The sequence below is a fragment of the Streptomyces sp. GDS52 genome, from assembly GCF_052246875.1.
Lineage (GTDB): Bacteria > Actinomycetota > Actinomycetes > Streptomycetales > Streptomycetaceae > Streptomyces > Streptomyces cathayae.
In genome coordinates, this window is the sequence record NZ_CM125966.1 from 5,451,319 (window position 1) to 5,464,063 (window position 12,745).

Below are 12,745 nucleotides of genomic sequence, written 5' to 3' on the forward strand. Positions count from 1 at the left end.
CACTCGTTCGAGTCTTCCGGCGCGCCGGACTTGACGAGGCTTCCTAGCGTGAGGCCATGAGACGTGATCCGCACCACCGCACCGTCGTCGGCCGCACACTGCTGGTGATCGCCCTGGGTGCGGGCGTCGCCGGTTGCTCCGCCGTCGGCGACCCGCTGTCCGCCGAGCCCTACGACGCGGCGGACCAGATATCCTTCAGCGGCCCCACCGCCGAGGGCGGGACGGCCGACCCGGACACGCCCCTGGAGGTCGTCGCCGAGGACTCCGACGGACGTATCACCGACGTCACGGCCGTGGACACCAAGGGCCGCCACATGGCGGGCGAACTCGCCGCCGACGGCAGCCGCTGGCACAGCACCTCCCCGCTCGTCGCCGGCGCGAGCTACACGATCCGGGTGAGCACCGAGAGCGCGGACGGGGCGCCCGGCCGCAAGGTCCTCGCCCTCACCACCGGCAAGCCCGCCAGCAAGAGCCTGGGCGTCGCCTTCGGCCCCGAGGCGGGCACCTACGGCGTCGGTCAGCCGCTCACCGCCGAACTGACCGAACCGGTCAAGGACCCCGCGCAGCGCGCCGTCGTGGAGCGCGGCCTGAAGGTGTCCTCCACGCCCTCGGCGGGGGGCGCCTGGCACTGGGTGGACGACAAGAAGCTCCACTTCCGCCCGAAGGACTACTGGCCCGAGAACGCCACCGTCCGGGTGCGCAGCACCCTGGAGGGCGTCAGGATCAACGACCGCCTCCGGGGCGGCCGGAGCGAACCGCTGACGATCAGGACCGGCGACCGCCTCGTGGCCGTCACCGACGTCGCGGCGCACCGGCTGACGGTCTACAAGGGCGACAAGCAGATCAGAACGATCCCCGTCACCGCCGGAAAACCCGGGTTCGAGACACGCAACGGCATCAAGGTGGTCCTCGGCAAGGAGCGCACCGTGCAGATGCGCAGCAGCTCCATCGGCATAGCCGAGGGCTCCGCCGAGTCCTACGACATGCCCGTCCACTTCGCCGCCCGGGTGACCTGGAGCGGCGAGTACGTGCACGCCGCCCCCTGGTCCGTCGGCTCCCAGGGGTACGCCAACGTCAGCCACGGCTGCGTCGGGATGAGCACCGGTGAGGCCGAATGGTTCTACGACACCGTCCGTAAGGGTGACCTGATCACGGTCGTCAACTCGAAGGGCGCCGACATGGAGCCGTTCGGCAACGGCTTCGGCGACTGGAACCTCGACTGGACCGACTGGCGCGCGGGCAGCGCCCTGACGGGCGGCGCCGCGGCGGGCTCCGCCCCGGAGGAGACGGCACGCCTGCGCCCGCAGCCGGCCTGACCTCGAACGACAGGCCGGGAGCCACCGCGGGCGCCGAGCCGGTGCGGACCGTGCGGTCAGACGTTCAGGGCGCTCTTCTGCCGCAGCAGGGAGGCGAGGGCCGAGGCGAACTCCACCGGCTCCACCGGCAGCGTCACAGCCGCCTCCGCACGGCTCCAGGTGGCCAGCCAGGCGTCCTGGGGACGGCCGATGAGCAGCAGCACCGGCGGGCACTCGAAGATCTCGTCCTTGATCTGCCGGCACAGGCCCATGCCGCCCATGGGCGTGGCCTCGCCGTCCAGGACGCAGACGTCGATGCCGCCCCGCTCCAGCTCCTCGAGGACGGCCGGGGCGGTCGCGCACTCCAGGAACTCCACGACGGGCACGTCCGGGGCGGGCCGCCGGCCGGTGGCGAGCCGCACCTGCTCCCGGGTGTTGGCGTTGTCGCTGTAGACCAGCACCGTGGCGGTCGCCTGCATTGTTCCTCCACGCTTCTGAGGGGGCTCGGCATCGGCGGTACCGCGCGTGCCGATGGCGCGGATGCTACCCCTTCCGGCAGGTTGTCAACACTGGTTCGGACGTCACTTCGATGGGCCATCCGGGCACTACAGGAGGGGCGAACACACCGAACGGCACCCCCCGGGGTGAGGGCGGGATAAGCGACCGACATAATGTCGGCGTGGCGACAGCAACGACAGTAGACACCGGGCACGCGCTCCCGTCGGTCAACCGACCGAACCTCACCAGCGTCGGAACCATCATCTGGCTGAGTTCCGAGCTGATGTTCTTCGCGGCCCTCTTCGCGATGTACTTCACCCTGCGATCGGTGACCGGACCCGACTTCTGGTCGGAGAAGGCCGACACCCTGAACTTCCCGTTCTCGGCGACGAACACCACGGTCCTGGTGCTTTCCTCCCTCACCTGCCAGCTCGGCGTGTTCGCAGCCGAGCGCGGTGACGTGAAGAAGCTCCGGACGTGGTTCATCGTCACGTTCATCATGGGATCGGTCTTCATCGGCGGTCAGGTCCTGGAATACACCGAGTTGGTCAAGCACTACGGTCTGACCATCTCCTCCGACCCGTACGGCTCGGTCTTCTATCTGACCACCGGCTTCCACGGCCTGCACGTTCTGGGCGGCCTGTTCGCCTTCCTGCTGGTCCTCGGCCGGACCTACGCGGCTCGGAGGTTCACTCATGACCAGGCGACGGCGGCCATCGTCGTGTCCTACTACTGGCATTTCGTCGATGTCGTCTGGATCGGCCTCTTCGCCACGATCTACATGATCAAGTAGGCGGGCTCGAATCCGCGCGCTCGAAGAGCGCACTCATCCAGAAGCATCGACGCAGAAGATCCTGACACCGGGGTAATCCGTGAAAAAGCTCTCCGCACGACGACGCCACCCGTTGGCGGCGCTCGTCGTTCTGCTCCTCGCGCTGGCATGCACCGGGGGGCTGTACGCCGTGTTCGCACCCGCGAGCAAGGCGCAGGCCGACGAAACCGCCCAGTCCCTCGCCATCGAGGAGGGCAAGAAGCTCTACGCCGTCGGCTGCGCCAGCTGCCACGGCACCGGCGGTCAGGGCACCACCGACGGCCCCAGCCTGGTGGGCGTGGGTGCTGCGGCCGTCGACTTCCAGGTGGCCACCGGCCGGATGCCGGCCGCCACCTCGCAGAGCGCGCAGCTCCCGCGAAAGAAGGCCGTCTACAACCAGGCCGAGATCGACCAGCTGGCGGCGTACATCGCCTCCCTGGGCGCCGGCCCGGCCATTCCCACCGAGGAGCAGTACGGCCCCGAGGGCGCCGACATCGCCAAGGGCGGTGAGCTGTTCCGCAACAACTGCGCGCAGTGCCACAACTTCACCGGCCAGGGCGGTGCGCTCACGCACGGCAAGTACGCCCCGAACCTCGAGGACGTGGACCCCAAGCACATCTACGAGGCCATGGTGACCGGCCCGCAGAACATGCCCTCCTTCCCCGACGGTTCGCTGTCGGAGCAGAACAAGAAGGACGTCATCGCCTACGTGAACGCGGTCAACGGCAAGGAGACCTCGAGCCCCGGCGGTCTGACGCTCGGCGGGCTCGGCCCGGTGTCCGAGGGTCTGTTCGCGTGGATCTTCGGACTCGGCGGGCTGATCGTGACCGCCGTCTGGGTCGCCGCTCGGACCGCAAAGGCCAGGAAGTCATGAGTAGCCAAGAGACCCCCGACGAGAAGCTGCCCGCAGAGCAGGGCAGCGCGCACGGCGCGGTCCGCGTCGCGGACGAGAGGAACCCGTTCGCCGACCCCGGGCTGCCTCCGCACGAGCCCCGGATCCAGGACATCGACGAGCGGGCCGCCAAGCGGTCCGAGCGTACGGTCGCCCTCCTGTTCACGCTGTCGATGCTGGCCACCGTCGGCTTCATCGCCTCGTTCGTGGCGATCCCGATCGACAAGTCCGTCTACATCTTCCCGCTCGGTCAGATCGGCGCGATGAACTTCGCGCTCGGTACGACCCTCGGTGTCGCCCTGTTCGCCATCGGCGCCGGCGCGGTCCACTGGGCCCGCACGCTGATGTCGGACCACGAGCTCACCGACGAGCGGCACCCGATCGCGGCCCCGCCCGAGGTCCGCGAGCAGGTCATGGAGGACTTCCGTCAGGGCGCCAAGGAGTCGGTGATCGGACGGCGCAAGCTGATCCGCAACACGATGTTCGGCGCGCTCGCCCTGTTCCCGCTCTCCGGAGTGGTGCTGCTGCGTGACCTCGGGCCGCTGCCCGAGGACAAGCTGCGCCACACCCTGTGGGCCAAGGGCAAGCTGCTCATCAACATGAACACGAACGAGCCGATGCGGCCGTCCGACATCGCCGTGGGCTCGCTGACCTTCGCCAAGCCCGAGGGCCTGGAGGAGGACGAGCACGGGTTCATGAACGAGATCGCCAAGGCCGCCCTGATGCTCGTCCGCATCCAGCCGGACAACATCAAGGACAAGCAGTCGCTCGAGTGGTCGCACCAGGGTATTCTGGCGTACTCGAAAATCTGTACCCATGTCGGTTGCCCGATCTCCCTGTACGAGCAGCAGACGCACCACGCCCTGTGCCCCTGCCACCAGTCCACCTTCGACCTCGCCGACGGAGCCCGGGTCATCTTCGGTCCCGCCGGACACGCCCTGCCGCAGCTGCGCATCGGTGTGAACGACGAGGGCTACCTCGAAGCGCTCGGCGACTTCGACGAGCCCGTCGGTCCTTCATTCTGGGAGCGCGGATGAGTACCACGACCAGCAGCACGAACCCATCGGGCGCGGGTCGCTCCCGTGGGAAGGCGCCGGCCGGCGAACGGGTCGCCGACTGGGCGGACAGCCGGCTGGGGATCTACTCCCTGGCCAAGGCCAACATGCGCAAGATCTTCCCGGACCACTGGTCGTTCATGCTGGGTGAGGTCTGCCTCTACAGCTTCATCATCATCATCCTCACGGGTGTGTATCTGACGCTGTTCTTCCACCCGTCGATGAACGAGGTGGTGTACCACGGCAGCTACGTCCCGATGCAGGGACAGCTGATGAGTGAGGCCTACAAGTCGACGCTGGACATCAGCTTCGACGTCCGTGGCGGTCTGCTGATCCGGCAGATCCACCACTGGGCCGCGCTGATCTTCGTGGCCGGCATGTTCGTGCACATGATGCGCGTGTTCTTCACCGGTGCCTTCCGCAAGCCGCGTGAGGTCAACTGGGTGTTCGGCTTCCTGCTGCTCGTCCTGGGCATGTTCACCGGGTTCACCGGCTACTCGCTCCCGGACGACCTGCTCTCCGGCACCGGTATCCGCTTCACGCAGGGCGCGATCCTGTCCGTGCCGATCGTCGGCACGTACATCTCGATGTTCCTCTTCGGCGGGGAGTTCCCGGGGGACGACTTCATCGCCCGGTTCTACTCGATCCACATCCTGCTGCTGCCGGGCATCATGCTCGGCCTCGTGGTGGCGCACCTGATCCTGGTCTTCTACCACAAGCACACGCAGTTCGCGGGCCCCGGCAAGAGCAACAAGAACGTCGTGGGCATGCCGCTCCTGCCGGTGTACATCGCCAAGGCCGGAGGCTTCTTCTTCCTGGTCTTCGGTGTGCTGTGCGTCGTCTCGGCGGTCGCGACGATCAACCCGGTCTGGAACATCGGCCCCTACCGGCCGGACATGGTCTCCACCGGAGCCCAGCCCGACTGGTACATGGGCTTCTCCGAGGGCCTGGTCCGTGTGATGCCGGGCTGGGAGATCAACTTCTGGGGTCACACGCTCGCCCTGGGCGTGTTCATCCCGCTGACGGTCTTCGGGCTGGTCCTGGTGTCCATCGCGGTCTACCCGTTCATCGAGTCCTGGGTCACCGGGGACAAGCGCGAGCACCACATCCTGGACCGCCCGCGCAACGCCCCGACGCGCACCGCCTTCGGCGTCGCGTGGATCACCCTGTACTTCATCTCCCTCGTCGGCGGTGGCAACGACCTGTGGGCCACCCACTTCAACCTGTCGATCAACGCGATCACCTGGTTCGTCCGCATCGGGTTCTTCGCCGGGCCCGTGGTGGCGTTCATCATCACCAAGCGGATCTGCCTCGGCCTGCAGCGCCGGGACAGGGACAAGGTGCTGCACGGCCGCGAGTCGGGCATCATCAAGCGCCTGCCGCACGGTGAGTTCATCGAGGTCCACGAGCCGCTCAGCCAGGAGCAGCTGCACACCCTCACGGCGCACGAGCAGTACAAGCCGGTCGAGATCGGCCCGCTGGTCGACGAGAACGGCGTCGAGCGCAAGGTGAAGCCGACCGAGAAGCTGCGCGCCAAGCTCAGCAAGGGGTACTACGGCGAGGGATCCCAGATCACGAAGCCGACCGTCGAGGAGTACAAGGAGATCACGAGCGGCCACGGCCACCACTGATCACCTGAGACCCGTACGACACCCACGTCGCCACACGACGGCGAAGGGCCCCCGTCCGCAGACCGGACGGGGGCCCTTCGCCGTGCTCCGGGCTGGATAAGGTGGGGGCGAAACCCCCTTTACCCCTGTCTATGACCCAGGAGCGGCAGATGAGCGCTGTGACCCCCGCAGGAGGCAGTACCGCGGCGGACCGCTCCTGGCCCGTCCTGCTGAACGGACTGCTGGACGGACACGACCTGTCCGCCGACGACACCGCCTGGGCGATGGACCTGATCATGCGCGGTGAGGCCACCGACGCGCAGATCGCCGGGTTCGCCGTGTCCCTGCGGGCCAAGGGCGAGACGGTCGACGAGATCGTCGGCTGCGTCCGGGCGATGTACGAGCACGCCGTCGCGATCGAGGTGCCGGGGGAGACCGTCGACATCGTCGGCACCGGCGGCGACGGCGCCAAGACGGTGAACATCTCCACGATGTCCTCGATCGTCATCGCGGGCACCGGCGCGAAGGTCGTCAAGCACGGGAGCCGGGCCGCCTCCTCCGCATCCGGCGCCTCCGACGTCCTGGAGAAGCTCGGCGTCAACCTGGAGCTGACCCCGCAGCGGGTCGCCGAGGTCGCGGAGGAGGCCGGGATCACCTTCTGCTTCGCGGTGAAGTTCCACCCGGCGCTGCGCCATGTGGCCGCCGCGCGAGGACAGCTGGGCATCCGTACGGTGTTCAACTTCCTGGGCCCGCTGGCCAACCCGGCCCGGGTCCGGGCCCAGGCCGTCGGGGTCGCCGACCCGAGGATGGCGCCGATCATGGCCGGTGTGTTCGCCGACCGCGGCCACTCTTCGCTGGTGTTCCGCGGTGACGACGGCCTCGACGAGCTGACGACCACCGGCACCTCGCGGGTGTGGGTGGTCCGGGACGGCAAGGTGACCGAGGAGCACTTCGACCCGCGGGACGTCGGCATCGAGCCCGTGCCGCTGGAGGCGCTGCGCGGCGCCGACGCCTCGTACAACGCCGAGGTCGCCCGGCGGCTGCTGGACGGCGAGCGGGGCCCGGTGCGGGACGCGGTGCTGCTGAACTCGGCGGCGGCGCTGGTGGCGCTGAAGCCGGGCACCGGGACCCTGGAGGAGCAGATCCGGGCGAAGATGGCCGAGGCCGCCGAGTCCATCGACTCGGGAGCCGCCAAGCGGGTCCTGGAGCACTGGGTGGCGGCCAGCAACGCGTGAACCGCGGCGGCCGGCCCCGCCCGGCCGCCGCGACGGCGGTTCCCGCGTCCCCCTCCTCGACGCCCCGGACAGCCCGGAGCAGGCCGTACGGCCCCTGGAAGCCGGCCCTCGTCGACCGTGAGCCCCACAGGCCCGGGCCCTGGGAGGACGGATTCGACGGACGTCCGGTGGCACGACGGCACGGCCCGGTACGAGGCGGGCCCGCTCGGCGAGGCCGGGGTGGGCCGACGCGCCGGACGCCCGCGGGGAGCGGCTGATCCGCACGGTCCGGGACGGGCCGGCCGACGTGCCCGAGGTGCGGTTCCTGTCCCTGTCCGGGGACGCCGCGCCGCGCGTCGGCGTGCTCTCCCTCGTCGTCGGCCGGCACAGCTCCCGCTCCGCCGCGGGCCCTGTCCGCCGAGTACGGCATCGGCGTGCGGGACGGGCTGTTCCGCGCCCACCCGCTGCCGCGTGCCCTGCTCGGCGGCGCCCCGCGGACCCCGGGCGAGTGCGGTGCCCCGGGGCGGCGTCCGGCGAGAGGCCCTTCGACGCGATCCGGGTCAGCTTCGGGGCGGGCACCCCGGACGAACAGGTGGAGCGCTTCGTCCGCGCCGTCGGGGAACCAGTGCGGGACGGCGCCCGGTGGAGCTACCGCACGGTCGACGGCCGCTGCGTGCCGGACACGTCCGCCTGAGCCGGGCCGCCCGGGGCCGCGGGCCGGAGGGCGGCGGAGGCGGGACCGGGCCGGCCGGGCTGTCGGAGAGTGCGAAACCGGTCGCGGCGACACCCGCCGGGATCAGCACGACGGCGGCCGGGGCCGCCGTCCGGCGGGTGAGGAGCACGGACCCGATGCCGCGCACCCGCCCGGACCGCGCGGATGAGCCGGAGATGAAGAGTTCTTCGCCTCCGGCTCATCCGGCCGCGGTGGCCGTCTCAGCTGTCCAGGCCGATCGCGAACGCGGCCTCCAGGTCGTGCTGCGAGTACGCGCGGAACGCCACGTGCGTGTCGGTCCCCTCCACGCCCGGGATCTTGCTGATCCGGCCCGGGATGACCTCCGCCAGGTCCTCGTGCTGCTTGACCCGCACCATGGCGATCAGGTCGTAGGTGCCGGTGACGGAGAAGACCTCGCTGACGCTGTCCAGCGCGGCGATCTGCTCCGCGATCTCGGGGATCCGGTCCACGCTGGTCTTGATGAGGACGATCGCGGTGATCACGGCTGGTTCTCTCCCTCGGGGGCCGGAGCTGGGGCGGCTCTCACTGTAGTCGCCCCCTGGAAACGCGCCCACGCGCAGCAGAAGCCCAGCCCGAAGCCCACCAGGTGCGCCAGATACGCCACCCCGGGGCCGTCGGAGGCGGGCAGCGCCGCCAGCCACTGCAGCACCGCCCAGAAAGGCAGCACGACCCACGCCGGGAAGCGCACCGGCAGGAAGAACAGGAACGGCAGCAGACTGGTCACCCGTGCCCGGGGGAACAGGAAGAGAAACGCGCCGAGGACCGCCGAGATCGCTCCCGAGGCCCCCACCACGGACTGCTCGGAGTCCAGGTGGACGGCGGCGTACCCGAGCAGGGCCAGGTAGCCGCAGCCGACGTAGAACAGGAGGAACTGCAGGCGGCCCATCCGCGCCTCGGCCATCGTCCCGAAGACGTGGAGGAAGAGCATGTTGCCGAGCAGATGCACCCAGCCGCCGTGGACGAACAGGGCCGTGACGGGGGTGAGAGCGGCACCCGGGGAGCCTTCGAACAGTTCTGCGGGGATCACGCCCCAGTGACGGAAGTAGCTCCGCTGCGCGGCCGGCAGCTCCTCCCCGGACCCGTACCCCGGATCGAGCCCCGAGGCCGGGCCCATGAGGAAGACCGCGCAGCACAGGACGATGAGGGAGTGGGTCACCGGTGCCGACGGGCGCCTCAGCGCTCTGGCGGCCGATGTCCCCCAGTCACGGATCATGGACACAGAGCATGACGTAAGGGGACGCAACCGTGCAGACCGCCTCGCCGCCGTGGACGGGCGGGCGGCGAGGACCCGCCAGGCCGTAGGGTTACGTGCCACACGCGCCGGGGTGCCCGGCGCGTCACGGACACTGGAAGAAAGGCGAAGAGCCACGATGACGGTCCCTCAGCCGACTGCCTCGACGCGGTGGCGCTGCACCCTCTGCGGCAACCTCACCCGGTTCGACGTGACCCGCTCGTCCAAGGTCGTCGAGTACGTCCACCTCGACCTGGCGGGGGAGCCGAAGATCGAGGAGCGCGAGGTCCTCGGTGAGACGATCGAGTCGGTGCGGTGCCGCTGGTGCAACGCCGTGGACCAGGTGGAACTCGTCGACAGGCCGGGTGCCGGCTCCTGAGTGGAGCGGGCCCCGCTCGGAAGACCCCGTACGCGGGGTCGCGCACAGGCATTGGGGTGTGACGGATGGTGGAGACCGCGGGCGGGGAGCCGGAGGACGGTGCCGCTGAGGTACTCGACCGTCCGCTGCCCGACGGCGTGCGCCGCCGGGTCGTCCAGATCGTCTCCGACGGCTTCGGCGGACTGACGGTCACCGAGCTGCCCGCCCAGCTCAGGCAGTACGCCCGGTTCACCCCGAGCCGGCGCGCCAAGTTCGCCGGCAACGCCATGGCCGCCGCGCTGGAGAGCGAACCACTGTTCCGCCAGCGCATCGCGGAGCGGCTGAAAGAGGCCCAGCCGGAACTGTCCGGCGCCCTCGAGGCGGGCTCCCCGCCCCCGGCCGCCGACCCGCTGGACGTGGCGGCCGCGGCCTATGTCATGCGGCCGCCCGGCTGGGTGAAGCTGGTGACCGCCGCGGGCGAGGAGGCCCAGCGGGCCGACGCCGAGCGCGCCGACGAGGAGAACCGGGCCGAGGTGGAGCGGCTGCGCGCCGAACTCGCCCGGGCCCGTGAGCACGCCAGGTCCGAGACCGAGCGGCTGCGCGGAGACCTGGACTCGGCCAGGAAAGAAGCGGACTCCCTGCACCGCAAGCTGCGGTCCGCGCTCAGTGACGTCAAGCGCGGCGCGGCCGCGCTGCGCAAACTGCAGGGGGAGCTGGACGCCGTCCGCGCCGACGGGCAGGCACAGGTGTCCGCCACCGAGAGCGAGAGCCGGCGGCTCAAGGCGCGCCTCGGCGAGTCGGAGGCCGCCCTGGAGGCCGCCCGCCGGGCCGCCCGGGAGGGCCGCAGCGTCGAGGACATGCGGGTGCGGCTGCTCCTGGACACCGTGCTGGACGCCGCGCAGGGGCTCCGGCGCGAGCTCGCGCTGCCCCCCGTGTCCGTCCGGCCCGCCGAGACCGTGGACGCCGTCGAGCCGGGGCGCATGTCCCCCAAGGACATCGCGGCCCGGGCGCTGTCCGAGGACGACCCGGCCGTCCTCGACCAGCTGCTGGCGCTGCCACAGGCGCATCTCGTCGTCGACGGCTACAACGTCACCAAGACCGGCTATCCCCAGATGCCGCTGGAGAAGCAGCGCCTGCGGGTGCTCGGCCAGCTCGCCCAGCTCGCCGCCCAGACCGGCGCCGAGGTGACCTGCGTCTTCGACGGGGCCGAACTGGCCGCTCCCGTCCTGCTGGCGCCGCCGCGCGGGGTGCGGGTGCTGTTCTCCAAGCCCGGCGTCACCGCGGACGAGCTGATCCGCCAGCTGGTCCGGGCCGAGCCGCCGGGGCGGCCGGTCATCGTCGTCTCCACCGACCGCGAGGTCGCCGACGGAGTCGCCCGCGCGGGCGCCCGCCCGGTCGCGTCGGCGGTCCTGCTGAAGCGCTTCTCCCGGGCGTAGGGCACAGGGCGCGGGCCCGGTGGCGACGGAGGCGCGGTACGTCCCATCCGGAACGTAAGCCCCAACCGCAACGTACCTGCCGATTGACCGAATTGGCTCGGTATTCACGCAACGTAGCGTCAGGCCGATATCACCGCACGTGAGTTGAAGGCAAAGAAACGTACTGTGACATAGATTTCGTGCCCGAGGATTTGAACTGATCACAAGAGAATCACTAGGGTCAGGCCTCGAACCTCCGCTCGGGTGATCGTTCACATGGGGTGGCGACGGCGGAGGTCCCGCCCACCGGCGTGTCGGTAGGCGGCTGGAGGAAGAAGGAGCTCGCCTCCGTGGCGTCCCACCGTCGTCCCAAGCAGCCGAACCGGGCACGTGTCACTGTGCTCACCACCGCTGCCGCAGCTGCCGTCGTCCTGAGTTCGCAGGCCGCCAACGCGGCTCCCAGCGAAAATCCGAGCAAGGGCGAGGTGAAGGCCAAGGTCGACAAGCTCTACCAGCAGGCGGAGCAGGCCACCGAGAAGTACAACGGGGCCAAGGAGAAGCAGGAGAAGCTCCAGAAGGAGATCTCCACCATCCAGGACAACGTCGCCAAGGGCCAGCAGGAGCTCAACGAGCTGCGCGACGGCCTCGGTTCGATGGCCAGCGCCCAGTACCGCAGCGGCGGCATCGACCCCGCGCTCCAGCTCTTCCTCTCCGCCGACCCGGACGACTACCTCGACAAGGCGTCCACCCTCGACCAGCTCAGCACCCAGCAGGTCGACGCGCTGAAGAAGATCCAGGAGAAGCAGCGCGAGCTCGCCCAGCAGCGCTCCGAGGCCTCCGGCAAGCTCAAGGACCTCGACTCCACCCGCACCGAACTGGGCAAGAAGAAGAAGGAAGTCCAGGGCAAGCTGGGCGCCGCGCAGAAGCTGCTCAACAGCCTGACCGCGGAGGAGAAGGCACAGCTCGCCGAGGAGGAGGCCCGCGCCACCCGCGCCAGCGAGCGGGAGGTCCTCAAGGCTTCCGGTTCGGGTTCCGGTTCCGGTTCCGACGCGGGCACCGCCGCCGGCACCGGCAGCTCCGCCCCGGTCTCCAACGGCTCCGGCCGCGCCGGCGCCGCTTTCGCCGCCGCCCAGAGCAAGCTCGGCACCCCTTACGTCTACGGCGCCACCGGCCCGTCCTCCTTCGACTGCTCGGGCCTCACCTCCTGGGCGTACGCCCAGGCCGGCGTCGGCCTCCCGCGCACCTCCGAGTCGCAGACCGGCGCGGGCACCAGGATCTACTCGGCCAGCCAGCTCCAGGTCGGCGACCTGGTCTTCTTCTTCAACGACCTGCACCACGTGGGTCTTTACGCGGGCAACGGCCAGATCATCCACGCCCCGCGCAGCGGCACCGTCGTCCGCTACGAGTCGATGAACACCATCGGCGGCCCGTTCATGTTCGGCGTCCGCGTCTAGGAGCGGCCCAAGACGCCTCGTCACTCCTGTCGGCCGCGGCAGGGGCGCGTGCCTCCGTTCGGGGGAATCGCGGCCCCGCCGTCCGACTCCACGCCCCGCCTGTGACCTGCGGTCAGAGGCGGGGCGTCACTGTGCGTGGTCACCCGGGTCATTGGTCGGCCGCCCGCACCGGGGTTACT

At 70.2% G+C, this 12,745-nt stretch carries 12 protein-coding genes and 1 pseudogene; 10 read left to right on the forward strand and 3 right to left on the reverse strand.

All coding sequences use genetic code 11. The annotated features are described in order from the left end of the window. Positions 1 to 56 precede the first annotated feature (56 nt). Entirely contained in the window at positions 57 to 1,316 is a 1,260-nt protein-coding gene (locus ACTWJ9_RS24845) for a L,D-transpeptidase (protein ID WP_279336476.1), read from the forward strand. Positions 1,317 to 1,372: 56 nt separating this feature from the next. Here ACTWJ9_RS24845 and ACTWJ9_RS24850 read toward each other — a convergent pair whose 3' ends face one another. Further along, complete coding sequence (locus ACTWJ9_RS24850) at positions 1,373 to 1,774, reverse strand: hypothetical protein (RefSeq protein WP_279336477.1); 402 nt, start codon at positions 1,772 to 1,774, stop codon at positions 1,373 to 1,375. A 200-nt stretch (positions 1,775 to 1,974) separates the two neighbouring features. Here ACTWJ9_RS24850 and ctaE point away from each other — a divergent pair, with 200 nt between their 5' ends. The 6 genes and pseudogenes from ctaE to ACTWJ9_RS24880 form a co-directional block, all read left to right on the forward strand. Beyond that, positions 1,975 to 2,586, forward strand: coding sequence for an aa3-type cytochrome oxidase subunit III (ctaE, locus tag ACTWJ9_RS24855; RefSeq protein WP_279336478.1), 612 nt, complete (start codon positions 1,975 to 1,977; stop codon positions 2,584 to 2,586). 79 nt (positions 2,587 to 2,665) lie between these two features. Continuing rightward, positions 2,666 to 3,478, forward strand: a complete 813-nt coding sequence (gene qcrC / locus ACTWJ9_RS24860) for a cytochrome bc1 complex diheme cytochrome c subunit (protein ID WP_387040342.1) — start codon at positions 2,666 to 2,668, stop codon at positions 3,476 to 3,478. Continuing rightward, positions 3,475 to 4,533 carry a cytochrome bc1 complex Rieske iron-sulfur subunit gene (gene qcrA / locus ACTWJ9_RS24865; protein WP_279336480.1) on the forward strand — a complete coding sequence of 353 codons (1,059 nt, stop codon included), beginning with the start codon at positions 3,475 to 3,477 and terminating at the stop codon, positions 4,531 to 4,533. The genes qcrC and qcrA overlap by 4 nt, the downstream gene beginning before the upstream one ends. Next, positions 4,530 to 6,182, forward strand: coding sequence for a cytochrome bc1 complex cytochrome b subunit (gene qcrB / locus ACTWJ9_RS24870; protein WP_279336481.1), 1,653 nt, complete (start codon positions 4,530 to 4,532; stop codon positions 6,180 to 6,182). Before qcrA ends, qcrB begins: the two co-directional genes overlap by 4 nt. A 149-nt stretch (positions 6,183 to 6,331) precedes the next feature. Continuing rightward, a complete protein-coding gene (trpD, locus tag ACTWJ9_RS24875) occupies positions 6,332 to 7,396 on the forward strand; it encodes an anthranilate phosphoribosyltransferase (RefSeq protein ID WP_279336482.1) in 1,065 nt (354 codons plus the stop codon). Positions 7,397 to 7,555: 159 nt separating this feature from the next. Beyond that, positions 7,556 to 8,069: pseudogene (locus tag ACTWJ9_RS24880) on the forward strand (aminotransferase class V-fold PLP-dependent enzyme); the annotation flags it as partial. Positions 8,070 to 8,308: 239 nt separating this feature from the next. On the opposite strand, the gene ACTWJ9_RS24885 reads toward ACTWJ9_RS24880, so the two are convergent. Together ACTWJ9_RS24885 and ACTWJ9_RS24890 are read right to left on the reverse strand one after the other, a co-directional pair. Continuing rightward, complete coding sequence (locus ACTWJ9_RS24885; protein WP_279336483.1) at positions 8,309 to 8,590, reverse strand: Lrp/AsnC family transcriptional regulator; 282 nt, start codon at positions 8,588 to 8,590, stop codon at positions 8,309 to 8,311. After that, positions 8,587 to 9,321, reverse strand: coding sequence for a rhomboid family intramembrane serine protease (locus tag ACTWJ9_RS24890; protein ID WP_387036980.1), 735 nt, complete (start codon positions 9,319 to 9,321; stop codon positions 8,587 to 8,589). Before ACTWJ9_RS24890 ends, ACTWJ9_RS24885 begins: the two co-directional genes overlap by 4 nt. Before the next feature lie 157 nt (positions 9,322 to 9,478). On the opposite strand from ACTWJ9_RS24890, the gene ACTWJ9_RS24895 reads away from it, so the two are divergent. The 3 genes from ACTWJ9_RS24895 to ACTWJ9_RS24905 all read left to right on the forward strand — a co-directional run bounded on the left by ACTWJ9_RS24895 (position 9,479) and on the right by ACTWJ9_RS24905 (position 12,566). Then, complete coding sequence (locus ACTWJ9_RS24895) at positions 9,479 to 9,718, forward strand: hypothetical protein (RefSeq protein WP_279336485.1); 240 nt, start codon at positions 9,479 to 9,481, stop codon at positions 9,716 to 9,718. A gap of 65 nt (positions 9,719 to 9,783) precedes the next feature. After that, complete coding sequence (locus tag ACTWJ9_RS24900; RefSeq protein WP_279336486.1) at positions 9,784 to 11,133, forward strand: NYN domain-containing protein; 1,350 nt, start codon at positions 9,784 to 9,786, stop codon at positions 11,131 to 11,133. Positions 11,134 to 11,462: 329 nt separating this feature from the next. Then, positions 11,463 to 12,566: a C40 family peptidase gene (locus tag ACTWJ9_RS24905; protein WP_279336487.1), complete on the forward strand. Its 1,104-nt coding sequence runs from the start codon at positions 11,463 to 11,465 to the stop codon at positions 12,564 to 12,566. Positions 12,567 to 12,745: the final 179 nt, after the last annotated feature.